Here is a 24,432-nt window from a genome sequence, read left to right as displayed (position 1 = left end):
AGCCTAGCCGCGGGTCGGCGCCACCCCGTTCCCGTCCACGGGCCGGGCGGGCGTGGACCCGAGCCCGTGGCCCGCGACGCGCAGCAGGTCTCCCATCGTGAAGTCGTCGCCGTCGCCCAGGAAGGGGCGCCACGTCGGCTCGTTGCGCAGGTACGACGACGGGTCCGCCTGCAACAGCCCGAGGAACACCTCGCCGACGATCGTGCCGCCCACCTCGCCCAGGTGCAGACCGTCGGCCTGCACCTCGGCCTCGCGCAGCACGTAGAACCACAGCGGGGCGGGGCTGCCGTCGAGCCCGATCTGGTCCTCGGTGAGCCGGCGCAGGCCCATGCGGGCCGCCACGGCCTGCCCGGAGGGCAGCAGGAGCCGCGCACCCCGGATGAGGTTGCGGGCGGTCAGCGAGGGCATGTCCCCGCCGATCTCGCGGGGCAGCGCGGCGAGCGGGTTCGCCAGCCGGGTGTCGATCCTGCGGGTGTGCTGCCGCTCGTCGGCCCCGGCACCGTCGACCTCGAAGAAGCGCGCCCACTCCACCGTCCAGAACCGCGGCAGCGGCCGGAACCCCCCGAAGTGCGTGAGCGGCTCGTCCTTCACCGACCCGGACCGGAAGGTCGCCAGGCCGCCGCGCGACTGCGGGTCGGCGGGGTCCGGCGCACCCACGACCGTGTTGAGGCGGTACCGGCCCCGCACCTGCGAGTGGCCGAACCGGTAGGCCGCGACGGAGAACTCCACCGGGATGTACGGCGCCGTGTGCCAGTCGAAGTGCGTGAGGTGCACCACGGGGCGACCTGTCGACTCGTCGAGCAGCCGACCGAGGGCCGCCTCGCCGATCGTGCGACGCAGGTAGTCGTGCACGACGACCCACTGGTAGTGCCACCGCACGAGCCGCTGGGTGGTCTCGAACGGGGTCTCGCTGCCGCGCGCCAGGTGCGGGTCCGCCAGCACCCGGTCGGTGACGGCGTTGTGGAACTTCAGCATGGTCAGCTGCAGCTGACCGACGAACGTGTTCTCGTCGTTGCGCGGGTCCCCCAGCAGCGCGACACCCTGGCTGTTGCGCGGCAGGTCGTCGTCCAGGCCGTTGGTCCCGATGAGCATCTTGGCGGCGTCGCCCCGCTCGCTGTCCTGGTCGTACAGGAACGGGTCGTCCGCCGGGCCGCGGCCGTAGAGGCAGTCGAGGTCGAAGCGCGGGCTGCGGAAGCTCGTCAGGGCGTCGGGGTCGTTGGTCCGATCGAGGCTCGAGACCGGGTCGAACGTGAGGTCGTGGTCGATGAACTGCCCCAGGTAGGTGTACCCCGCCGGGATGCCCGGGTTGTCGAGCGTGCGGTCGCCGCCGCGGTCGCCCTCCGTCATGAGACCCGCGACGCGCTGGATCTCGTCGTCGGACGGCGTGTAGGGCGGCAGCCGGAAGAGCCGGCCGAAGCGCCCCTCGTGCAGCGCCGACAGCGGCAGGTACTGCAGGCCGCGCGCCTCGTGGCCGTGGCCGCGCGCAGGGCGTCGGCCGTACCCCAGGCCGTGCGCGGTGCTGCCGGTCGCGGTGAGCTGCTCGGCGGTGCGCGGGGCGTGGTGGTCCTGGTGGTGATCGGTCCGGTCCGGTGCGGTGGTGGTCATGATCTCCCCCTCGAGCCGGTCGCTGCAGGCGCAGCGGCTCACCCGTCAGGAGCGCACGGATACCGGGGCAGATACGTCCGGAACGGACGTCAGCCCAGGAGGTCGGGGACTGCCGCGAGATACGCCTCGAGGTTGCGCCGGACCTCCGCGACGCTGTCGCCGCCGGACTTCTCCAGCAGCGTCTGCGCGACGACGAGCGCGACCATCGCCTCGGCGACGACCGCTGCGGGCGGCACCGCGCACACGTCCGAGCGCTGGTGCTGCGCCTTGGTGGGCTCCCCCGTGGCCGTGTCGACGGTGTCCAGCGCCCGCGGCACGGTCGAGATCGGCTTCATCGCGGCGCGCACGCGCACGACCTCGCCGTTGGACATGCCACCCTCGATGCCGCCGGCGCGGTTGGTGCGGCGCACTATCCGCCCCGACGCGTCGCGCTCCATCTCGTCGTGGGCCAGCGAGCCGCGCCGTGCGGCGGTGCGGAAGCCGTCGCCGACCTCGACGCCCTTGATCGCCTGGATGCCCATGAGCGCCGCAGCGAGGCGCGCGTCGAGCCGCCCGTCGGCCTGCACGTACGTCCCGATCCCCGACGGCAGCCCGTGCACCAGGACCTCGACGACGCCGCCGAGGGTGTCCCCGTCCTTGTGGCACTGGTCGATCTCGGCGACCATCGCCGCGCTCGTCGCCGGGTCGAAGCAGCGCACCGGGTCGGCGTCGAGCGCGGCGACGTCGTCGGGCGTCGGCGTCGGTGCGTCGTCGGGGACCGCGACGGGGCCGATCGCGACGACGTGCGACACGAGCCGCACACCGGCGACCTGCTCGAGGAACGCGGCGGCGATCGTGCCCAGCGCGACCCGCGTGGCCGTCTCGCGGGCGGACGCCCGCTCCAGCACGGGGCGCGCGTCGTCGAAGCCGTACTTGCGCATCCCGACGAGGTCGGCGTGGCCGGGGCGCGGGCGCGTCAGGGGCGCGTTGCGCGCGCGGGACAGGACCGCGGGGTCCGTCACGGGGTCGGCCGACATCACCTCGACCCACTTGGGCCACTCGGTGTTGCCCACCTCGACCGCGATCGGCCCACCCTGCGTCAGGCCGTGCCGCACACCGGCGAGCAGGCGCACCTCGTCCTGCTCGAACTTCATGCGCGCGCCACGCCCGTACCCGAGGCGGCGGCGCGCGAGCGCGGCCTGCACGTCGGACGTCTGCACCTGCACCCCGGCGGGCAGCCCGTCGAGGATGCCGACGAGAGCGGGGCCGTGGGACTCACCGGAGGTCAACCAACGCAGCATGCGCCGATCCTTTCACGCGAGCACGGACTGCCGGCGCACCTGCCGTCCGCGTGAGCGGTGCCGCGTCCGCACGCAGGCGCGGCCCGCACGATCGTCGTCGTGCGAGCCGCGCCGTGAGTCCGATCGGCTCAGCCGACGGTGCCGTTGCCCTCGGCGCCCAGGCGCGGGTCCGCCGACCCGGGCAGTGGCGCGAGCGGGCCCTCGTCCTCGGGCTCGGTCGGTGCCGTGGTTCCGCTGTCGAGCACCGGGAGGACCCACACGTACCCGGTGAGCTTGAGCTCCATGTCGCCCTCCTGCGTCTCGGGGCGCATGCCCTTCGCCGCCTCGGCCGCCAGGCCCTTCGCGTCGTACTCGGTGGCGAGGAACAGCCGGTCGCCGACCGTCTGCATCTTCTCGAGGAAGGCGATGCCGTTCGCCGGCGTACCGACCACCGTGACCTGGATCTGGAACCCGGCGAAGCCCTCGACGGGGACGGGCCCGGTGATCTCGGGCTCGGCGGGTGCGCTGCCGTCAGGCAGCGCCTCACCCTCGGTGCCCTCGGCTGCGGCGTCACCCTCGGCCGCGGCCTCGCCCTCGGCTGCCGGCTCCTCGGTCGTCGGTGCCGTGACCGGGACGTCCGCCGGTGCGACCGACTCGGGCTCGGCGATGTCCATCTCGACGATCGTCACCCCGGACGCCTCCGCGTGCGCCTGCATCGTCCTGACGTACTCGGCGACCTGTGCATCGGACGGGATCTGCTTCTGCAGCGCCGCGAGCTCCGCCTTGGAGGCGTCGAGGTTCGCGAACTGCGCCTCGAGCTCCGAGAGCTGGACCTGCAGCTCCACGTTACGCATCTCGGCCGCCTCGGTGTCCGCGCGCGCGGACGACGCCGACGCGACGGTCGGCGAGATCGCGACGAACCACGCCAGAGCGAGGATCAGGACGGAGACGACGACGGTGCCGCCGACCCAGACCGATGACTTCGTGTTCACGTCACTCCCCCTCGGCGAAGCGGTCGGCGTACGCGGCCTCGGTGACCCGCACCGTGCTCGTGTACCGGTAGACGGGCTGGTCGTTGTACTCGTCGGCCGACGCGCTGCTCACCAGGGCGCCGTGGAAGCCGGGCATGGCGTTGAGCGCGTCGACCCAGGCCGCGGTGTCGACGAGCTCGTCGGAGATCGCCTCGAAGGCCACGCCGGCGACGGTCGGCTCCTGCAGGACGTTCGACGGCGGCGCGGGCGCCAGCATCGGAGTCGCCCCGGTCATCGCGAACTGCGAGAGCAGCACGCCCTCGGGCATCACCGCACCGATCGCGCGCAGGTACGGCGCCCAGAGGATCTCGGTCGACATGCCGAGCGCCTGGGCGTCCTGGGCGCGGGTCAGCTGGCCGAGCACCTGCGGCACCTCGGCGTACTGCTGCTGGGCCTGCAGCAGGCGGGTCGTCTCGCCCTCGGCGCGTGCCTGGTCCCCGCGCGCGCTGGTCAGCGACGTCAGGGCGACCCCGTAGGCGACGACGGCGGCGGCGAGCACGACGACCAGCACGAACAGCAGGCGTCGTTTCATCTGCGACAGGGCCTGCCGCGCCCCGTACTCAGGCGGCAGCAGGTTGACCTGGGGTACGGACGGGAACCCGGTCGCGCGCGACTTCTTCGCGGCGAGGGGGCGGCTCAGGACGGTGCTCATGCGACGGATCCCATCGCCAGGCCGAGCGCGATGGCCATGGTGTGCTGCTCCTCGGAGAGTCGCGCGTAGGTGACGCCGCGGTCGACGTCGACGTTGTCGAGCGGCTGGCCCCCGCTGACGGGCAGTCGGGTCGCCGTCGACAGGTACTGCCCCAGCCCGGGCAGGTGCGACGCACCGCCGGTGAGCATGATGTGCTCGACGCCGGCGCCGGGGTGGCTGCTCACGTAGTAGACCATCGTGTTGCGGACCGCCTCGATCAGGGCCGAGACGACGGTGACGATCTGCTCGGCGGCACGCTCCTGCTCGGGCGCGACCGCGTGGCCGACGCCGATGGCACGCTTGGCCATCTCGGCCTGGTCGAGCGGCACCTGCAGTGCGGCCGCGACCGCCTCGGTGACGTCCTGGCCACCCGAGGGCAGCATGCGCACCATGCGGGGCATGCCCCGCGCCACCACCGCGACCGTCGTCACGCGCGCGCCGACGTCGACGACCGCGATCGTGTGGTCGAGCGCCTCGCCACGCGCGATGGCACGCGACAGGGCGAACGCGCTGAGGTCGACGACGACCGGCCGGAGCCCGGCGATCTCGACGGCCGCCGTGTTGGCCGTCACGGTGTCCTTGGTGGCCGCGACGAGCAGACCCTGCATGACCTCGCCGCCGTCGCCCTGGCGCGAGCCCACGGGCAGGTAGTCGAGGATCGCGTCGTCCACGGCGACCGGGATGAGGTCGGCGACCTGGAACGGCAGCGACGAGCGCACCTGCGCCATCGGCATGGCCGGCAGGTCGAGGTCACGGACCACGACACGCTGGTTGCCGATGCCCAGGACGACGTTCTTGTGGCTGAACTTCTGCTCCGCCCACAGCCGCTTGATGACGCTGCCGACGGTCTGGCGCTCCACCACCTCGCCCTCGCGCACCGCACCGGGTGGCAGTGGTGCGACGCCCAGCTTCAGGAGTCGCGGGCGGGCCGTGGCGGACGGGCCACCACTGCCGAACTCCAGCTCCGCGGCCCGGACATGGGTGGTCCCGATGTCCAGGCCGATCACACGTGTCTTGCCCACGGGGGGTCCCTTCGAGCGTCGCAGCAACCACTGCTGTATCGGCCCGCACACCGCACGCCTTGAGCGGCCGGGGGATGCTGCTTCTGCAGGTGGGGCTCGAACGCGGGAGCCTCAGGCGCCGAGGGCGATGCCGAGGTAGGCGTCCCAGACGGCTTCCCCCGCGGTGAGCCCGATGACGCACCCGAGCAGCATCCACGGGCCGAACGGCACTCCCGACTTGCGGTCCGCCCGCCGCAGCACCAGCAGCCCGAGCGCGTACACGCCACCGCACAGGAACGCCGCGAAGGCGCCCACCACGAGGGCGCCCCACCCGACCCATCCGAGGTACATCCCCAGGACCCCCGCGAGCTTCACGTCGCCGAAGCCCATGCCCTTGGGGTAGGCGAGCACGAGCACGAAGTAGAAGACCCAGAGCGCGGCGCCGCCGATCAGGGCGCGCAGCAGCGCGTCCCACTGGCCCGTGCCTGCGGAGGCGACGGCTAGCAGCACGAGAGCCACGACGTACGACGGGAGGACGAGGGCGTCGGGGAGCCGGTGGGTGTCGATGTCGATCAGCGCGAGCGCGATGCCGATCGCGACGAGGTACCAGACCGCCGGCAGGAGCCACAGACCGTCGTCGCGCGTGAGCAACCAGGCCGTCGCGGCGACGAACGCGACGCCCGTCCCGGCCTCGACGAGCGGGTACCGCGCGGCGATCGGCTCGCCGCAGTCGCGACACCGCCCGCGCAGCAGCAGCCACCCGAGCACGGGGACGTTGTCCCGGGGCCGGATGCCGTGCCCGCAGCGCGGGCACGCGCTGGGCGGGCTGACGACCGACTCACCGCGGGGCACGCGCCAGACGACGACGTTGAGGAACGACCCGATCGCGGCCCCGAGCAGGCCCGCCAGGACCAGGAGCACCGACGTCACACGATCAGCTCACGCTGCCGTCGGGCCGGAACGCCGGCTCCACCTCGATCCACACGCTGACACCATAGGTGGTCGTCACAGGCGAGAGGAACTTGGGCGGGGCCGTGTACCGGAAGCGCTCGTCGTAGTTGTAGTCCTTGCCGTAGCCCGTGCTCATCGTCGCACCGGAGCCCGTGCCGACGGGGCCGCGGTACTTCTGGCCGATGGCGCCGTTGACGGTGAGCGTGCCGCGGGCGCTGCCCTTGTTGTAGTTCTGCACCATGAACGTGTGCGCGACCGACAGCATCGCCGCGTCGATGCGGCGGTCGCCCCCGGCCGTCATCTCCGCGCCGAGGCGGCAGGTGTAACGCGGGTCCCAGCCACCGCTCGTCATGGTGCACACGTACCCGGCGGTCTCGAGCGTGTTCTTCTGGGAGGTCGTCCGATTCGTCTGCGTGTCCGCGGGCCGCATGGGGTTGTAGACCCACACCGCGTTGTTCCCGACGAGGCCGAGCATGTCCTCGGCAGGGTCGCGGTAGCGGATGTCGCCCGTGACGTAGATGTAGTTCTCCGAGGCGATGGTCATCTTGCCCCGGAGGGTGCCCTGCACGAAGACGTCGCCGTTGCGGCACCCGTACGCCGTGGAGAACGGCACCGACTCGCCGGCCAGCGGGTAGCCGATCACGTTGCCGTTGGTCGGGCACGTCACAGATCCGTGCGGCGTCGTCGAGCCGACGGTCCGGTTGATGTTGCCCGCCACGTTCGGCACGTTCTGGACGTAGACCACGAGGTTCTGCGGGATGGCGAAGCGCTGCCCGACGAAGGCCGACCCGGTCCGCGCCGCGAGACCCGAGCTGCCGGGCACGCCGCACTTCGTGGGCGACGACCCGCCCGTGTCGGAGGCCCCGGTGGTGTTCGTCCGCAGCGTCCACGGGGAGATCACGGTCATCTCGCCGTTGTCGTGGAACGTGATCTTGGTCGGGCCGGTGTACAGGCACCCGGTCACCGGGACCTCGGCCAGGTCGGACCGCGTCTCCTTCTTGATCTGCGAGTTCGTCGCCGGCATGCCGATCGTCGCCACGGTCTGCGGGTCGCCCGCCAGGTAGAACGACGGGGCCGTCCCGCCGGTGCGGACGTAGTTGGCGCCCGACGGGGCGTCGTACCCGGTCGTCACCTTGCCCAGGAAACTCGCGGGCCCGTTGGTCTGGATCGCGTCGTTCGAGTGCAGCGGACCGTTGATCTCGTCCGCACCACCGAAGAAGATCGAGTTGCAGTGCGAGCGGCTCGCCGCGTCGTAGTAGCGGATCGCGCAGTTGTCGGTGCTCGCCGGGTTGATCGCCTGCGGGTCCGTCACCTCGTAGTCGGTGAAGTACAGGAAGTCGATGAACCCCTTCTGCTTGATGTCCGCGACGATCGTGCGGGTCTCACCGCCGGCACGGCCGGTCGAGCGCAGGCGCAGGGTCCCGTCGGCGTAGAACGTCGAGTTGTCGACCTCGTACCGGAACTCCGCGGTGTTCCCGCTGCCCGCGACGAAAGCCCACGTGCCGGTGGGACCGAGCCCGAACGCCGGGTTGGCACCCAGCCCTGTCGGCAGCGTGAGACGCCCGGCACTGGACGCGCTGAACGGCGCGGCCGGGTTGCCGTAGGCGAAGTACCCCAGGTCGTTGGCGAGCCGGCTCTCGTACTCCTCGACACCGGCGTAGGCGGCCGCGAGGGACGAGCTCCAGTCCTGGTCGGTCTGCGCCGACCGCGCCGCGCCGGTCGCGTAGGCGACGCCGGCGACGACGAGCCCGCTCAGCAGGATCGTCATGCCGATGACCATGACCATGGCCACACCGCGCTCACGGTCGTCGATGCGGGAGCGGACGAGACGGAGGATGTGCATCAGGGCCTCACTCTGGAGATGCCGAGGTTGGGAATGCCGACGGCGTTCTGGACGGTGACCGCGTCGGCCCGTCCGGTCATGTCCCCCTGCACGGTGACCGTGATCCGCACGGCCGCGACGTCCTTGATCTGTGCGCTCGTGAGCCCGGCCGCGCCCAGCACCAGGGGGTTGCCCGCCTCGTTGAGGTACTCGAACAGGGCCGGCGCGGTCGTCGGGATGAACCGTGCGACCGGCCGCGTCGAGGACGGGCTGCTCATGGCCGCGAACGTCCACGGTGAGACCGTGTTCGTCACGGGCCACCGCGTCTCGATGAGGCGCCGCTGGGCGTCGATCGCGAAGCGCACCTTGATGGGGCGGGGGGCCGCGGCGGACGTGTCGACGTACGCGTACATCGTCAGGGTGTTGGCCTGGGCGTCGATGAACACGGGGGCGTTGGACGAACCACCTCCGGTCAGCCGCAGCTCGGTGCCCGAGCGGACGACGCGCGTGACCTCCTTCATCGCCGTGGCCGCCACCATGGTCGAGTCGCTCGCCGCGCGGTCGCGCGTGAACGCGCGCGAGAAGCCGGAGATCGTGCCGACCATGAGCACGGTGATCATCGACAGCAGGAACATCGTCACGAGCAGCTCGGGGAGCGTCAGACCGCGGTCGCCCCGCGCGGAGACCAGGAGGCGGCGCCGCAGGCCGGTCACGGTGTCACCGCCATGCGCGGGTCGACCGTGATGACGCCGGCAGCCGTCGTGGTGATGCGCTGGGGCACGCTGGGCGCCGGCAGCAGCAGCGGGGTGATGCGGGTGCCGCTCACCACGTTGGTCTGGGATGTGCTGTTGCCCTGCAGCAGGCGCCAGGTCCCGTAGGGCAGGGCGATGACGACAGTCGCGGCTGCCGCAGGCACGACGTTGCCGTACGTGTACGAGACGATGGACACACAGCCCGGGGTCGGGGGTTCCGTCGTCGCGGGCGACATCGACTCCGCCCTCAGGTACGTGCCCGAGCCACCGCCGGTGATCTGGACGAGCCCCATCGCCACCGGCATCGTCACCGTGCCACCGGGTGCCGCCGCGACCGGCTCGGGGAGGTCCGCCCGGAACGTGGTGCCGGCCTCGACGACCTCGGGCCAGGCGCGCGGGTCGGAGGAGAGGCACGAGCCGGCGAACGGCTGGTACCCGGAGGTGAAGGGATGCAGCGAGTAGCGGGGCGCCAGGGTGCCGCCACCGCCGACGGACGCGGGCGTCGCGATCCCGTACGTGCTGACGACGGAGACCGGCACGGGAGTCCCCGTCGGGACCTTCGTGCCCACCGGCGCGCCCGGGGCGAGCGTCGCGTTGAACGTCGCCGCCTGGTCCAGCTGGAAGCCGACCGAGGCCGTGGTGCCGGGCGTGACCGACACGGTCTGCATGGGCGCCACCACCTGGGCGTCGCTCACGTGACCCGTGCGCTGCGCCCGGATGTCGTACGTGCCGGGCGGGACACGCAGGACGTACGTGCACCCCTGGGCGTCCGTGGAGTTGATGACCGACCCCGTCGTCGGTGACGCCGTGATCGTGACGTTCTGGTTCCCCGTGCCGTCGGCGCGCAGGACGGAGACGAGGATGGTGCCCTTGGTCGGGTCGTTGATGTGGTCGTCCGGGTTGAGGACCGTGTCGCTGCGCACGGGCAGGGCGCTCGCGCGCATGCCGCCCCACGTCACCGTGACGTTGACGCGCTTGTACCGCAGCGTCCCGCCGCCGGAGCCGCACGAGAAGTCGGCGGCCGGGTCCGACACCCACTGCGTGCTGCGCTGCACGCGGAAGACGTCACCGTTCAGGGTGACCGAGCGGGTCTCGTCGAGCAGGGCGAACAGGTCGGCCGTGTCGCGCGCGAGGTCGATCTCCTCGGCTGCGAGGTTCGCCGCGACGACCCGCACGCGGGCCTCCCGCGTGAGGTTGAGCGTCCCGATCATCGAGTACGCGAGCCCCGCGCTGACCATGGCGAAGATGAGCATCGCGACGAGGACCTCGACCAGGCTGAGCCCGCGCTCGTCTCGGGTGACGCGGTGCAGGCGGTGCCACCAGGTGCGCACTGCGGGCCTCCGGGAGGTCGTGTCGTGGGCTGCTGCGGGGTGGTGCCTGTGGTGCGGTGGCCTGCTGTCGCCAGCCGGGTGTGCCTCAGGGGTGTGGGGCGCCGCGTGTGCAGCGCCCCACACCCCTGGTGCGGACCTACCCGAGGATCACGGGGTGATGACGCCGGTCGCGCTGCTGTACGTCCAGGTGGCCGTACCGAGGCGGGCGTGCCTGCCCGTCAGCGTGTAAGCGTCCGCCGTGGGGGTGCCGACCGTGACCGTCACGTCAGCCGTCGACCGGAAGCCGTTCGTGGTGAGGAGGGCCTCGGTGAGGCTCGCGTACGAGCCGTTGTTGCCCACGGCGTACGACTCGGCGGCGATCGCGGCGTTCTTCAGGTCGGACTGGACCTGCGCCTCCCAGCCGTTCTGGCGCTGGTTGAGGAACGCCGGGATGGCGATCGCGGCGAGGATGCCGATGATGATGATGACGACGAGGAGCTCGATGAGCGTGAAGCCCTTCTCACCCTCGGCGCGCTTCTGGACGGCGGTGCGGACGCGAGCGATCATTGCTGGTCCCTGCTTTCGGTTTCGGTGTCCATTGCCGGGTGGAACGACCCGGCGGTTCGGTGGTGCAACCTGGACATCGGTCCCGGAGGGGGGCACCTTGAGGGGCCGACCGGAGTTCACCCGGACGGCCGCGGCCGTCCGGGTGCACGTCACTGGACCAGCTCGAAGATGCTGAAGATGGGCATGTAGAGGGCGACGATCATGCCGCCGATGATGACGCCGAGGATGGCGATCATGAGCGGCTCGATGAGGCTCGTGAGCTGGTCCGTGGTCGCGGCGACGTCCTCGTCGTAGAAGACGGCGATCTTCTGCAGCATCTGCTCGAGCGAGCCCGCGTCCTCACCCGTGGAGATCATCTGCACCACCATGGGGGGGAAGACGGAGTGCCGGGCGAGGGGCAACGACAGCGGCTGACCCTGGCGGACGCCGTTCTGGATGTCCTTGACCGCCACCTCGATGACGTAGCTCCCGCTCGTCTCACCGACGATGTCGAGGGCCTGCAGGATCGGGACGCCGGCACCGAGCATCGTGCCGAAGTTGCGCGTGAAGCGCGCGATGGCGACCTTCTTGAACAGCATGCCGAAGATCGGGACCTTCATCGTCAACGGCTGCACGCGGGAACGGATCGCGTCGTCGTCCTTGTGCTTGCGCCACCAGATCGAGAACACCACGACGATCACGGCCAGCAGCGGCGCGGCCCACTTCATGATGCCCGAGAGGAAGACGAGGAACTGCGTCGGCGCCGGCAGCGCACCGCCGAGGTCCGTGAACATCTTGTCGAAGATCGGCACGATGAACAGCAGCATGCCGACGACCGCGAGGATCGCCATCGCGAACACCATGACGGGGTACGTCATGGCGGACTTGATCTGCGCGCGGAGCTTGACCTCGGACTCGTAGTTCGCCGCGATCGAGATCAGTGCGTCCTCGAGGAACCCGCCGACCTCACCCGCGCGGATCATGTTGATCATCAGCGGCGGGAAGATCTCCTTGTGCTTCGACATCGACTCGGAGAGCGCACCACCCGTCTCGACGTCGCTGCGCACCGTCATCAGCGCCTTGCCGAGCGTCTTGTTCTCGGTCTGCTCCGAGAGGATCGTGAGCGCCCGCAGCAGGGACAGCCCGGCGCTGATCATCGTCGCGAGCTGGCGCGCCATGATCGCGAGGTCCTTGAGCTTCACACGGTCGCCGAAGCCGGGGATCTTGATCTCGGTGCTCAGGCCCGACGTGGAGATCTCGTGGATCGCGATCGGTGCCATGCCCATCTGGCGCAGGCGGTTGGCGACCGCGTCCTCGTTCTGCGCGTCGATCCGACCCTTGACGACCTTGCCGGTGCGGTCCGACAGCTCGTACTCGTACGTGCGCATGACGGCCATCAGTAACCTCCGAGGCTGGAGATGCCGGGGGCGGTCGTCCCGCCGAAGCTCTGCGTCGAGGACGCGCCCTGGCGCACGCGCGACGTGCGCCCCACGAGCTTGTTGAAGTCCTCGATGTGGTGCGCCTTGTCCAGGCCGACCTCGTACGTGATCTTGCCGCGCTTGACCAGCTCGGCCAGGTTCTGGTCCATCGTGTGCATGCCGTTGTCGGCGCCGGCCTGCATGGCCGAGTAGATCTGGTGCGTCTTGCCCTCGCGGACGAGGTTGCGGATGGCAGGCGTGGCGAGCATCACCTCGGTCGCGACCACGCGGCCCACCCCGGTCGCCTTCTTGCACAGCGTCTGGCAGACGACGCCCTGGATGGCGCTGGCGAGCTGCGTCCGGATCTGCGCCTGCTGACCCGACGGGAAGACGTCGATGATCCGGTCGATCGTCTGGGAGGCGTCCTGCGTGTGCAGGGTCGCGAACACGAGGTGACCCGTCTCGGCGGCGGTGAGCGCCACCGAGATGGTCTCGAGGTCACGCATCTCGCCGACCAGGATGATGTCGGGGTCCTGGCGCAGCACGTGCTTGAGCGCGTTGGTGAACGAGTGCGTGTCCGCACCGACCTCGCGCTGGTTGACCAGGCACTTCTTGTGACGGTGGAGGAACTCGATGGGGTCCTCGACCGTCATGATGTGGTCCTCGCGCGTGCGGTTGGCGAGGTCGATGATCGAGGCGAGGGTCGTGGACTTGCCGGAGCCCGTGGGCCCCGTGACCAGGACCAGCCCGCGCGGGAGGCCCGCGAAGGACCCGACCGACGTGGGCACCCCGAGGTCCTCGAGCGGCTTGATCTCGTAGGGGATCACACGGAACGCGGCGCCGATGGACTCCCGCTGCTGGTACAGGTTGACGCGGAACCGCGCCAGCCCACGCACGGCGTAGGAGATGTCGAGCTCGAGGTTCGCCTCGTACTTCTCCCGCTGCTTCTGCGTGAGGAACGAGTAGAGGCTGCGCCGCAACGGGTCGGGGGTCAGGACGCCGAACTGGTCCAGCGGGCGCAGGGCACCCGAGATCCGGACCATCGGCGGCGACCCCGTCGTGAAGTGCACGTCGGACGCGCCGAGCCGGTGCATCTCGCGCAGCACCTCGTCGATCGCGACGTCGCCGTCCTCCCGGCCCGAGGAGGCACCCGTGCGGACCGGTGCGCTGGGTCCCACCGGTCGCTGCGGTGCGGCCCCGCCCGGGAGGGGCCCCGCAGCCGGTGGACCCGCGGGCTGCGGGATCTGCGGTGCGACCGGTGCGGGATGGTGCACCGGCGGTCCTGCCGGAAATCCGTGACCGGGGGCCGCAGCCGGCGGCCCCTGGCTCTGCGACGGCACCGGCTGGTAGGACCCTCCCCCGAACGCCGCGGTGGGCGCAGCCTGCGGCCCCGCCGGCCGGTACGGGGGCAGCGGCCGCGTGGGCTCCCCGGACGGTGCCCTGTAGGTCTCACTCACGTCGTCTGCCTCCAACGGGTCCACGCACGGGGACCCGCACGCGATGCGGGTCCGCCTACACCATCGGCCCCGGCGGGGCGGGACTTGAGCCCCCCGGCGCCACGCGAGCGGACCGTCAGGCCACGACCCGCAGGATCTCCTCGATCGACGTCTGCCCGTCGGCGACCTTGTACCAGCCGTCCTCGCGCAGGCGGCGCATCCCCTGCTTGACGGCCGTCGCACCGATGTCCGCCGACGAGGAGTGCGCGACGGCGTGCCGCTCGATGTCCTCCGTCACGCGCATGACCTCGTGCAGCGCGAGGCGCCCCTTGTAGCCGGTCCGGGAGCACGAGACGCAGCCGGCGGGGCGGAAGAGCTGCGGCACCGGCTCGCCGGGCACCCACGGGAACTGCGCCGCCTCCAGCTCGACCGGCGACGGCTCGTAGGCCTCCTTGCACTTCGGGCACAGCCGGCGCGCCAACCGCTGCGCCACGACGCAGTCCAGGGCCGACCCCACGAGGAACGGCTCGATGCCCATCTCCGTCAGGCGGGTCACCGCGGACGGCGCGTCGTTGGTGTGCAGGGTCGACAGCACGAGGTGCCCGGTGAGCGACGCCTCGATCGCGATCTGCGCGGTCTCGTGGTCACGGATCTCACCGAGGAGCACCACGTCGGGGTCCGACCGGAGGATCGAGCGCAGCGCGGCGGCGAACGTCAGGCCGGCCTTCGGGTTGACCTGGACCTGGTTGATGCCCGCCAACCGGTACTCGACGGGGTCCTCGACGGTGATGACGTTGATCTCGGGCTTCGACACCGCGTTGAGCGTCGCGTACAGCGTCGTCGACTTGCCCGACCCGGTCGGCCCGGTGACGAGGATCATCCCGTAGGGCTTGGTGTACGACTCGCGGTACGTCTGGTAGTTGTGGTCGAGGAACGACAGGTCACGCAGATCCAGGCTCGCGGTCGAGTTGTCGAGGATACGCATGACGATCTTCTCGCCCCACACCGTCGGCAGCGTCGCCACGCGCAGGTCGATCTTGCGTCCGTTGTGGGTGACCGACATGCGGCCGTCCTGCGGCTTGCGCTTCTCGGCGATGTCGATGTCGCTCATGATCTTCACGCGGCTGATGACGCCGTTGATGATGCTCTTGGGCGACCGCTGCGTCTCGTGCAGCACGCCGTCGATGCGGTACCGCACCCGCAGGTCGTGCTCGGCGGGCTCGATGTGGATGTCGGACGCGCGGTCGGTGATCGCCTGCGTCACCAGCAGGTTCACGTACCGCACGATCGGCGCGTCGTCGTCGACGACGTCACCGATGCGGCTGAGGTCCGTCTCGTCGGGGTTGTCGTCGACGAATGCCGAGGAGAGGTTCTCCATCTCGCCGTCCGCCCGGCAGAACCGGTCGATGGCGCGCAGCACGTTGTCGTACGTCGCGACGACCGGGATCACGTGCATGCCGGACAACGAACGCACGTCGTCCACCGCCACGATGTTGCCGGGGTCGGCGGTCGCCAGCACGAGCGAGCCGGCGCGCAACGCCACGGGCAGCACGGCATGACGCCGGCAGACGCTCTCCGGCACCAGCGCCACGGCCTTGCGGTCGACGGCGTACTCGTCCAGGTCGACGAACTCCATGCCGACCTGCGCGGCCAGCGCGCGTACCAGCTGCGCCTCCGTGAGGATCCCCAGCTCGACGAGCGTGCGTCCCAGGGACGTCCCCATCGACGTCTGCTCGTCGATCGCCGCGAGCAGCTGCCCTTCCGTCACCAGACCCTCGGTCAGCAGGATCTCCCCGAGCTGCTTCACGCGCGCCTCCTCGTCACCGGGGCCGTGCTCGACCCCTCGATGGCATCGGCAGACGTCCCGGGACTCTGAAGCGCACCGTCACAGCACACCGCACGGATGTGCCGGCCGCACCGGCCGGCTCGTGCGCCGGGTCAGCGGGTGACCGGCGCGAGCACCCCGTCGAGCGCCGCGTCCATCGCGGCGAGCGGAGCGGTGCGGCCCGTCATGAGGCGCACCTGCTCGACCGCCTGGTGCAGCAGCATCCGCTCCCCGCCCACGACGCGGCCGCCGCGGGCCTGCCACGCCGCCGACAGCGCCGTGGGGCGCGGGTCGTAGCTGACGTCGAGCAGGACGCCGTCGACACCCGCGGGCAGCGCCGCCGCGAGCGGGTCGGCCGCGTGCGCGGGCAGCGTGCTGACGACGACGTCGGCGCGCCCGACCTCCGCCGACGCGTCCTCGAGGCGGCACAGCCGCGGCTCGACGCCCATGCGGTGCGCGGCACGCAGGAGGCCACCGGCACGTGCCTGCGACCGCAGGTACACCCGCGGCGTCGGGCAGCCGAGCTGCGCGAGGGCGGCGAGCGTGGAGGCAGCCGTCGCCCCGGCCCCGACGACGGCGGCGGACCGCAGTCCCCCGGTGACGCCGGCCTCGCCGAGTGCGGCGACCAGGCCGTGCACGTCGGTGTTGGCACCCGTGAGCATCCGCCCAGCGCCCGCACCCTGCACCAGGACCGTGTTGACCGCACCGACGACCTGCGCCAGGGGCTCGACGTGGTCGAGCAATGGGATGACGGTCTGCTTCAGCGGCATCGTCAGGCTCAGGCCCGCCCACGACCGGTCGAGCCCCCGGAGGAACCCCGCCAGCTGCTCCTCGGTCACGTCGAGGGCGTCGTACCGCCACGCGTCGAGGCCGAGCGCCTGGTACGCGGCGCGGTGCAGCACCGGGGAGAGCGAGTGCGCCACGGGGTGGCCGAGGACGGCCGCGCGACGGGAGGTCACCCGGAGTTCTCCTCCTGCCACTGCCGCAGCAGTGCGACGTTCTCCTGGTGCTCGTCGTACTTCTCCGCGAACCGCGTCTCCCCCGTGTCGAGGTTGATCGCGACCCAGAAGACCCAGGGACCGTCGGCGGGGCTGAGCACCGCGTCGATCGAGGTCTGGCCGGGCGACGCGATCGGCGAGGGGGGCAGGCCGAGGTTCTTGTAGCCGTTGTACGGGTTCGACGGGTCCTGCGTGTGCTCACGCGTCAGCTGGGTCCCCGGGATCCCCAGGCCGTAGGCGACCGACGCGTCGATGTCGAGCGTCATGCCGCGGTCGAGCCGGTTCTGGATGGCCCGCGCCATCATCGGGCGGTCGCCGTCGGCCTTCGCCTCCCGCTCGACCAGGGACGCCTTGGTGAGCACCTCCTGCCACTGGTCCTGCGGGACGGCCTTCGCCGTGAGCATGTCCACGGTCTGCGCGATCATCTGCCCGAGGATCGCCGCGGGCGCGGTGTTCGGCTCGATCTGGTACGTGGTGGGGAACAGCCACCCCTCGGGGTTCCCGTTCGCCTCCGCCGGCAGGCCGATCGCGGCGGGGTCGGCGGCCGCGGCCCGGATCTCGTCGACGCTGATGAGCGTCACCTCGTTGATCCGGTTGTAGATCTGCTCGGCCGTGAAGCCCTCAGGGATCGTCACCTTCATCGACACGCGGCTGCCGGGGTCGAGCAGCGCCCGCACGGCGTCCTCGGCCTTCATCTCCAGCAGCAGCTGGTAGGTGCCGGGCTGGATCAGTGCCGCGTCGGGATTGGCGTCGAACGCCTCGCTGAACGCGCTCACGGACGCCACGATGCCGGCGTCGCGCAGCGTGGTGCCCATCGCGGCCCCGGAGTCCCCGGTGCTGATCGTGACGGTCGGTGCACCGGGACGGCCCGGGCCGGGGTAGTCGGTGACCTCGCGTGCCTGGCTCGCGCCACCGAACAACGTGCCGCCCATCAGGGAGACCACGACGTAGCCGGCACCGGCGACGAGGACGAGCGCGACGATCAGCACGGCGACCGAGCGCCGCCGCCGCTGCTTGCGCATGCGCTCCTCGCGCTTGCGTCCCGAGGACCGGGACCGCTTGCGCGGCTCCGGGGCCCCGGGCGTCGTCGCGACGCGGTCACCGCCGAACAGCTCGGTCACGCTCTCGTCCGGCTTCACCGGGGCCCACCACTCCGTCTGGTTGCTCACCTGCGCGTCACTCCACCGTCCTCGTGCCGTCGTCCGCAACCCCCCGTTGCGCCGGTGCGGAGCGGTCCGGGTCCACCTCGACCCGTTCCCCGGGGCGACGCCCCGTGGACCTCTCCACGTCCAGCGCGTGCTGCAGGATCACCACCGCGGCCGCCTGATCGACGACCTGCCGGTGGCGGCGTCCGGATCGGCCGGCCGCCTGGAGCGCGTGATGTGCGGTCACCGTGCTCATCCGCTCATCGACGAGCCGGACCTGGAGAGGCCCGACCGCGTGCGCCAGTGCGACAGCGTACGCGCGCGCGACCCCCGCCGACGACCCCTCGGCCCCTGACAGATGCCGCGGGAGCCCGACGTACACGACATCCGCACGTCGTTCGCGCGCCTCGTCCGCGATCGCCGCGACGTCCGACGCCGTCGAGGACGGCTTGCCCGACGCCCGGGCGAGCGTCCGCACCGGGGTCGCGAGGACGCCGTCCGGGTCGCTCGCCGCGAGGCCGACGCGGACCGTGCCGACGTCGACCCCCAGCCGCGTCGCGCGGGTCAGGGCGTCGACGTCGGCACCCCGGCGCGCACGGGGCGCCCCGTCAGCCACGGACCGCCGTGACGACGCCGCCGAGCGCCTCGGCGAGCCGACCGACGTCGGTGCCACCGCCCTGCGCCACGTCGTCCTTGCCGCCCCCGCCGCCGCCGAGCACACCCGACGCCGTGCGCACGAGCGCACCCGCGCGGTGCCCGGCGTCGCGGGCGGCGGCGTTCGTCGCCACGACGACCACGGGACGTCCCTTCGCGACACCGCCCACGGCGACCACGACGGGCGTGGACTCGCCGAGGCGGCCCCGGACGTCCAGCGCGAGCGTCCGCAGGTCGTCCGCGGCGGACACCTCACCGGCGTCGTGCGCGACGACGCGCGCCGACCCGACCTGCTGCGCGCCCGCCGCGAGCGGCCCCGCGGCCGCCAGCACCTGGGCCTGCCGCACCGACGCCAGCTCCTTCTCCGAGTCGCGCAACCGGGTCAGCAGCGACGAGACACGGTCGCCGAGCTCGTCGGGCCGCGCGCCGAGCAGGCCGGAGAGCTGGCTGACCAGCGCGCGCTCCTTGGCCTGGTAGCCGTACGCCGCGTCGCCGACGAGCGCGTCGACGCGCCGCACGCCGGAGCCGATGGACGACTCCCCCAGCAACGTGACCAGGCCCAGCTCGCCGGAGCGGCGCACATGCGTCCCCGCGCACAGCTCGCGCGACCAGTCGCCGCCGATCGACACCACGCGCACCTGGTTGCCGTACTTCTCGCCGAACAGCGCCATCGCGCCCAGGGCGCGCGCCTCGTCGATCGCCATCGTGCGCTCGGTGACCTCCAGGTCGTCCTGCAGCCGCTCGTTGACGCGACCCTCGATCTGCGAGAGCGAGGAGGCGGGCACGGCCGCACCGGAGCGGAAGTCGAACCGCAGCCGGCTCGGCGCGTTCTCCGACCCTGCCTGCGTCGCGCCGTCCCCCAGCTCCTCGCGCAGCGACTGGTGGACCATGTGCGTCGCGGTGTGGGCGCGCGCGATCGCGCGCCGGCGCGTGGTGTCGATCGCCGCGGTCCCCGCGTCGCCGAGCGTGAGCGTGCCGTCGACGAGCCGGCCGTGGTGCACCGACAGTCCCTTGACCGGCGCCTGCACGTCGTCGACCTCGACGATGCCGCCGTTCTCGAGGCTGATCGTCCCGGTGTCGGCGAGCTGACCGCCCGCCTCCGCGTAGAACGGCGTGACGTCCAGCACGACCTGCACGTCCGCCGGGGCGGTCGCCGCCGGGGCGGGCACGCCGTCGACGAGCAGGCCGACCACCCGGGCGTGGGCGGTCGTGTCGGTGTACCCGACGAAGGTCACACCGGAGCCGTGCTCGCCGGCCAGCGACTGCTGGAGCTGCCGGTAGGCGCTCGTGTCGGCGTGGCCGGTCTTCTTGGCCAGCGCATCGGCGCGCGCACGCTCCCGCTGCGCCTGCATGAGGGTGCGGAAGGCCTGCTCGTCGACGCTGACGCCGTGCTCGGCCGCCATCTCGAGCGTGAGGTCGATCGGGAAGCCGTAGGTGTCGTGCAGCGCGAACGCCTGCGCGCCGGTCAGCGCCGCGCCGTCGCCCCCCGCACCGGCCTTGGCCTGGGTGACCGCACCCTCGAAGATCGTCGTGCCGGCCGTCAGGGTCCGCAGGAACGTCTCCTCCTCGCCGTACGCGACCTGCGCGATGCGGTCGAAGTCGCGCGCGACCTCGGGGTACGACACCGCCATGAGGTCCCGGCTGATGGGCAGCAGCTCGGGCAGCGAGGCCCCCGGCACACCGAGCAGGCGCATCGAGCGGACGCTGCGACGCACGATCCGCCGCAGCACGTAACCGCGCCCCTCGTTGGACGGGGTGACACCGTCGCCGATGAGCATGAGCGCCGAACGCACGTGGTCGCCCACGATGCGCAGCCGCACGTCGTCCTCGCCGCCGGCGCCGTAGCGGCGACCCGTGAGCTCGGCCGCCCGCTCGATGACCGGGAAGACCTCGTCCGTCTCGTACAGGTTGTTCTTGCCCTGCAGCAGGTAGGCGATGCGCTCGAGGCCGGCGCCCGTGTCGATCGCCTTGCGGTCGAGCTCCCCGAGCAGCGGGTAGTCCTTGCCGCGACCCTCGCCGCGCACGAACTGGTCGAACACGAGGTTCCAGATCTCGAGGTACCGGTCGCCTCCGGGGTCGACCGTGCCACCCTCGGCCTCGGGACCGAACTCCGGTCCGCGGTCGTAGTGCCACTCCGCGCACGGGCCGGCCGGTCCGGGCTGGCCGGTGTCCCAGAAGTTCTCCTCGCGCGTGAGCCGCACGATGTGCCGCGGGTCGACGCCGACGCGGATGAGCGCGTCGGACGCCTCGGTGTCCTCGTTCCAGATCGTCACCCAGAACCGGTCGCCGTCGAGCCCGAGGCACCCGTCGGCCTGCGACCCCGTCAGGAAGCCCCACGCCAGCTCGATGGCGCCCTGCTTGAAGTAGTCGCCGAACGAGAAGTTGCCGAGCATCTGGAAGAACGTGCCGTGCCGCGTCGTGCGGCCGACGTTCTCGATGTCGTTGGTGCGGATGCACTTCTGCGCGTTGGCGACGCGGGGCCAGGGGGCCTCCTGCGTGCCGAGGATGTACGGGATGAACGGCACCATGCCGGCGATCGTGAACAGGATCGACGGGTCCGGGGAGATGAGCGGCACGGACGGCACGATGGCGTGGTCCTTGCTCGCGAAGTAGTCGAGCCAGCGCTGGCGGATCTCGGCGGTGCGCATGTCGTCCTCGTCAGGTGCGGTCCGCCGCACGGGGCGGCGGAAGGTTCGGGGTGGGCCGGGCGCGGCCCGGGTGGTGCGGGGCCGCTCAGAAGAACGGTGCCTGCGCGTCGTCGTCGGGGTCCGTCGTGGGGGCGTCGGCCCAGCCCCGGGCCGACAGGTCCCGGGCGAGGTCGTCGCGCCCGGACCGCCCGAAGGCCTCGCGCAGCTCGGCGCGGTGCCGGGGGGCGGCCGCGCGCAGGGCGTCGACGTCGACGTCGCCGACGAGGGCCTCCAGCAGCTCGGCCTCGCGCTCGGCGACGCCGGTGCGGAAGTCCGCGCGCGCGTCCCGCAGCGCCCGGCCCAGCCGGACGGCGCCCTCGACCGCGTCACCGGAACCCGCGGGCACGTACTGCGCGACGACGCGCCGTCCCTGCCGCACGACGACGACCGTGAGCGCGACGCCCACGCCGACCCAGAACAGCTGCCTCATCACCGCTGACCGCCCGCACGCAGCCCCGCGAGGGCACGACGCACGCCGTACGAGAACGCGGCGACCTTGAGCAGCGGGGCGCCGACGGTCGCGGTGACCAGCGAGGTCAGCGCCGAGACGTTCTCGCCGATCTGCGCGGCGGAGGTCGTCACGGTGTCGACCTTGTCCATCTGGGACGCCGACGACGCGACGACGCGCGCCGTCTCGTCCAGCACGGGCAGCGCGTGGTCCGTCAGCTCCTTGACGGAGGCGCGCGTCTCGTCGAGCACGTCCGCGAGCCGCAGCAGCGGCCGCGCGAGGAACCCGACGAGGGCCACGAACGCGACCGCGGCGATGAGTCCCGCGACGTCACCGATCGACACCATGCCCGTCCTCCTCCTGCGCTGTTCCCTCGTCCGTGGTCGGACGTCGTCACCCTACCCGCGCACCACAGCGCTCCTCGCGCGCATCGCCACGCGCGCCGGGACGCACGAACGCCCCGCCGGCACCAGGTGCGCGGCGGGGCGTTCGTCGGGCGTAGGTCAGCGGGCGTAGTACTCGACGACCAGCTGGACCTCGCACGTCACGGGGACCTCGGCGCGCTTGGGGCGACGCACGAGCGTGGCGCTGAGCTTCTCGAGCTGGACCTCGAGGTAGCCCGGCAGGTTCGGCAGCACGTCGCGGTGCGCGCCGGCGGCGGCGACCTGGAACGGCACGGTGGCCTGCGACTTCGGCTTGATCTGGAGCGTCTGGCCCTCCTTCACGCGGAAGGACGGGCGGTCGACGATCTTGCCGTCGACGAGCACGTGACGGTGCGTGACCGTCTGGCGCGCCTGCAGGATCGTGCGCGCGAAGCCCGAGCGCAGGACCAGGGCGTCCAGGCGGGTCTCGAGGTCCTCGACCAGGGCCTCACCGGTCAGGCCCGGGGCCTTGCGGGCGCTCTCGTACGCACGGGCGAGCTGCTTCTCGCGCAGCGCGTACTGCGCACGCAGCCGCTGCTTCTCGCGCAGCCGGACCGCGTAGTCCGACTCGGTGCGACGACGGGCACGGCCGTGCTCGCCGGGCGGGTAGGGGCGCTTCTCGAAGTGCTTGACGGCCTTGGGCGTCAGGGCCAGGCCGAGCGCGCGGCTCAGGCGGACCTGGCGACGCGAGCGGGTCACACTGCTCACAGAGGTACTTCCTGTCGTGTCGAAGGACGAGCACACCCGCGCTCCGGACGAGGTCCGGACGGAAAGGGTTCCGGCGGGCGTGGGGCCGACCACGGTGCGGCGCCCTGACCGTCCGGGGACGGTCGGTGCCACGGGCTAGGGCCCCAGGTGCTGCTTGCACGTACCGACGCGGATCCAGGTGCGGATCACGGTCGAGCACGGCCGTCCGCGCACGGCGGACGACCGGTCGATACTACCTGATGCCGAGGTCAGCCCGCGTCGCCGGGTGCCGCCGGCGGTACGGGGTCGAGGATCGAGCGGATCCTCGTGAGCCGCTCGGCCACCGACCGCTCGAACCCGCGGTCCGACGGCTCGTAGTAGCGGGACCCGGCCAGCTCGTCGGGAAGGTACTGCTGCGCCGCCACCGCATGCGGCGCGTCGTGCGCGTAGCGGTAGCCCGCACCGTGACCCAGACCCTGCGCCCCGGCGTAGTGCGCGTCGCGCAGGTGCGGCGGCACGGTGCCCAGCCGGCCCGCGCGCACGTCCGCCAGCGCCCGGTCGATCGCCACGTAGGCGGCGTTGGACTTGGGTGCGGTCGCCAGGTGGACGACGGCCTCGGCCAGGATGATCCGCGCCTCGGGCATCCCGATGAGCGCGACGGCCTGCGCGGCGGCGACGGCGGTCTGCAGCGCGCTCGGGTCCGCCATGCCGACGTCCTCTGCGGCGGCGATGACGATGCGTCGGGCGATGAAGCGGGGGTCCTCCCCCGCGGCGACCATGCGGGCGAGGTAGTGCAGGGACGCGTCGACGTCCGAGCCGCGCATCGACTTGATGAAGGCGCTGACGACGTCGTAGTGCTGGTCCCCGTCGCGGTCGTAGCGCACGGCGGCGACGTCGACGGCGCGCTCGACGGTCGCGAGCCCCACGGTGACGGGCGTCCCGGGCGCGGTCGGCGCGGTGCCGTCGTGGTCGCCGAGCGCGGCGCCGGCGGCGGCCTCGAGGATCGTCAGCGCCTTGCGCGCGTCGCCGCCGGCCAGCCGCAGCAGGTGGTCCAGCGCGTCGTCGTCGAGGACGACGGAGCCGGCCAGGCCGCGCTCGTCGGCCGCGGCGCGCTGCACGACGGTGCGCACGTCGTCGGTCGTCAGCGGCTGCAGGGTGAGCAGGAGCGAGCGGGACAGCAGCGGGGAGTTGACGGAGAACGACGGGTTCTCGGTGGTGGCGGCCACCAGCGTGACCCAGCGGTTCTCGACGCTCGGCAGGAGCGCGTCCTGCTGGGCCTTGGTGAAGCGGTGCACCTCGTCGATGAACAGCACGGTCTCGGAGCCGTCGGCGGCGAGGCGTCGGCGGGCGTCCTCGACGACCGCGCGGACGTCCTTGACACCGGCCGTGACGGCCGAGAGCTCGACGAACCGGCGTCCGGAGGTGGCGGCGACGAGGTAGGCGAGCGTGGTCTTGCCCGTGCCGGGCGGGCCCCACAGGATCACGGAGGTCGGCGCGGCGCGGCGCGTGGCCTCGTCGGCGGGCTCGACGAGGCGACGCAGCGGGGAGCCGGGCACCAGCAGGTGCGCCTGCCCGGCGACCTCGGTGAGGGTGCTCGGGCGCATGCGTACCGCGAGCGGTGCCCCCGCGCGGGGGGCGGGCAGCCCTTGCGCGGTGGAGGAGACCGCGTCGAACAGGTCCATGACCGCGAGCCTACGCACCGCCGGTGACGCGCCGACCACCGGTCACGGTGGTGCGCGACCGC

21 protein-coding genes are annotated in these 24,432 nt (G+C 72.2%); all 21 read right to left on the bottom strand.

Translation table 11 applies throughout. From position 1 onward, the window contains the following. Positions 1–3: 3 nt before the first annotated feature. Positions 4–1,605: a peroxidase family protein gene (locus tag OKX07_RS09875; RefSeq protein WP_265631726.1), complete on the bottom strand. Its 1,602-nt coding sequence runs from the start codon at positions 1,603–1,605 to the stop codon at positions 4–6. A gap of 89 nt (positions 1,606–1,694) precedes the next feature. Continuing rightward, positions 1,695–2,885 carry a chorismate synthase gene (gene aroC / locus OKX07_RS09870; RefSeq protein WP_265631725.1) on the bottom strand — a complete coding sequence of 397 codons (1,191 nt, stop codon included), beginning with the start codon at positions 2,883–2,885 and terminating at the stop codon, positions 1,695–1,697. Between the two features lie 128 nt (positions 2,886–3,013). Further along, a complete protein-coding gene (locus tag OKX07_RS09865; protein WP_265631724.1) occupies positions 3,014–3,856 on the bottom strand; it encodes a hypothetical protein in 843 nt (280 codons plus the stop codon). Between the two features lies 1 nt (position 3,857). Beyond that, on the bottom strand, positions 3,858–4,547 hold the full coding sequence (locus OKX07_RS09860; RefSeq protein WP_265631723.1) for a fimbrial assembly protein: 690 nt from the start codon (positions 4,545–4,547) through the stop codon (positions 3,858–3,860). Further along, a complete protein-coding gene (gene pilM, locus OKX07_RS09855; RefSeq protein ID WP_265631722.1) occupies positions 4,544–5,608 on the bottom strand; it encodes a type IV pilus assembly protein PilM in 1,065 nt (354 codons plus the stop codon). Before pilM ends, OKX07_RS09860 begins: the two co-directional genes overlap by 4 nt. A gap of 111 nt (positions 5,609–5,719) precedes the next feature. Continuing rightward, positions 5,720–6,517, bottom strand: a complete 798-nt coding sequence (locus OKX07_RS09850) for a prepilin peptidase (RefSeq protein WP_265631721.1) — start codon at positions 6,515–6,517, stop codon at positions 5,720–5,722. A gap of 4 nt (positions 6,518–6,521) precedes the next feature. Beyond that, complete coding sequence (locus OKX07_RS09845; protein ID WP_265631720.1) at positions 6,522–8,381, bottom strand: hypothetical protein; 1,860 nt, start codon at positions 8,379–8,381, stop codon at positions 6,522–6,524. Beyond that, positions 8,381–9,073: a PulJ/GspJ family protein gene (locus OKX07_RS09840; protein WP_265631719.1), complete on the bottom strand. Its 693-nt coding sequence runs from the start codon at positions 9,071–9,073 to the stop codon at positions 8,381–8,383. Before OKX07_RS09840 ends, OKX07_RS09845 begins: the two co-directional genes overlap by 1 nt. Beyond that, positions 9,070–10,443, bottom strand: a complete 1,374-nt coding sequence (locus OKX07_RS09835; protein WP_265631718.1) for a prepilin-type N-terminal cleavage/methylation domain-containing protein — start codon at positions 10,441–10,443, stop codon at positions 9,070–9,072. Before OKX07_RS09835 ends, OKX07_RS09840 begins: the two co-directional genes overlap by 4 nt. Positions 10,444–10,590: 147 nt before the next feature. After that, positions 10,591–10,989 carry a prepilin-type N-terminal cleavage/methylation domain-containing protein gene (locus OKX07_RS09830; protein WP_265631717.1) on the bottom strand — a complete coding sequence of 133 codons (399 nt, stop codon included), beginning with the start codon at positions 10,987–10,989 and terminating at the stop codon, positions 10,591–10,593. Positions 10,990–11,138: 149 nt separating this feature from the next. Continuing rightward, positions 11,139–12,365, bottom strand: a complete 1,227-nt coding sequence (locus tag OKX07_RS09825; protein WP_265631716.1) for a type II secretion system F family protein — start codon at positions 12,363–12,365, stop codon at positions 11,139–11,141. Then, positions 12,365–13,480 carry a type IV pilus twitching motility protein PilT gene (locus OKX07_RS09820; protein WP_416220872.1) on the bottom strand — a complete coding sequence of 372 codons (1,116 nt, stop codon included), beginning with the start codon at positions 13,478–13,480 and terminating at the stop codon, positions 12,365–12,367. Before OKX07_RS09820 ends, OKX07_RS09825 begins: the two co-directional genes overlap by 1 nt. A gap of 478 nt (positions 13,481–13,958) precedes the next feature. Next, complete coding sequence (locus tag OKX07_RS09815) at positions 13,959–15,629, bottom strand: GspE/PulE family protein (RefSeq protein ID WP_265631715.1); 1,671 nt, start codon at positions 15,627–15,629, stop codon at positions 13,959–13,961. A gap of 131 nt (positions 15,630–15,760) precedes the next feature. After that, entirely contained in the window at positions 15,761–16,606 is an 846-nt protein-coding gene (locus tag OKX07_RS09810; RefSeq protein WP_265631714.1) for a shikimate dehydrogenase, read from the bottom strand. Further along, positions 16,603–17,814, bottom strand: a complete 1,212-nt coding sequence (mltG, locus tag OKX07_RS09805; protein WP_265631713.1) for an endolytic transglycosylase MltG — start codon at positions 17,812–17,814, stop codon at positions 16,603–16,605. The genes OKX07_RS09810 and mltG overlap by 4 nt, the downstream gene beginning before the upstream one ends. A 7-nt stretch (positions 17,815–17,821) precedes the next feature. Further along, positions 17,822–18,406 (bottom strand): Holliday junction resolvase RuvX, encoded by a 585-nt coding sequence (ruvX, locus tag OKX07_RS09800; protein WP_416220857.1) that lies wholly within the window; start codon positions 18,404–18,406, stop codon positions 17,822–17,824. Then, positions 18,399–21,092 carry an alanine--tRNA ligase gene (gene alaS / locus OKX07_RS09795; RefSeq protein ID WP_265631712.1) on the bottom strand — a complete coding sequence of 898 codons (2,694 nt, stop codon included), beginning with the start codon at positions 21,090–21,092 and terminating at the stop codon, positions 18,399–18,401. Before alaS ends, ruvX begins: the two co-directional genes overlap by 8 nt. 85 nt (positions 21,093–21,177) lie before the next feature. Next, the gene (locus tag OKX07_RS09790) at positions 21,178–21,561 is read right to left on the bottom strand and encodes a hypothetical protein (RefSeq protein ID WP_265631711.1); all 384 of its coding nucleotides are present in this window, start codon (positions 21,559–21,561) and stop codon (positions 21,178–21,180) included. Beyond that, positions 21,561–21,923, bottom strand: a complete 363-nt coding sequence (locus tag OKX07_RS09785; RefSeq protein ID WP_265631882.1) for a DUF948 domain-containing protein — start codon at positions 21,921–21,923, stop codon at positions 21,561–21,563. The genes OKX07_RS09790 and OKX07_RS09785 overlap by 1 nt, the downstream gene beginning before the upstream one ends. 159 nt (positions 21,924–22,082) lie before the next feature. Beyond that, positions 22,083–22,709, bottom strand: coding sequence for a 30S ribosomal protein S4 (rpsD, locus tag OKX07_RS09780; RefSeq protein WP_265631710.1), 627 nt, complete (start codon positions 22,707–22,709; stop codon positions 22,083–22,085). Between the two features lie 248 nt (positions 22,710–22,957). Further along, entirely contained in the window at positions 22,958–24,370 is a 1,413-nt protein-coding gene (locus OKX07_RS09775; RefSeq protein WP_265631709.1) for a replication-associated recombination protein A, read from the bottom strand. Positions 24,371–24,432 lie beyond the last annotated feature (62 nt).

The organism is Cellulomonas sp. S1-8, assembly GCF_026184235.1.
In the GTDB taxonomy this organism is placed as follows: Bacteria; Actinomycetota; Actinomycetes; order Actinomycetales; family Cellulomonadaceae; genus Cellulomonas.
The sequence above is the reverse complement of the archived record's forward strand: the minus strand, read 5'-3'. Positions and strand labels throughout refer to the sequence as shown.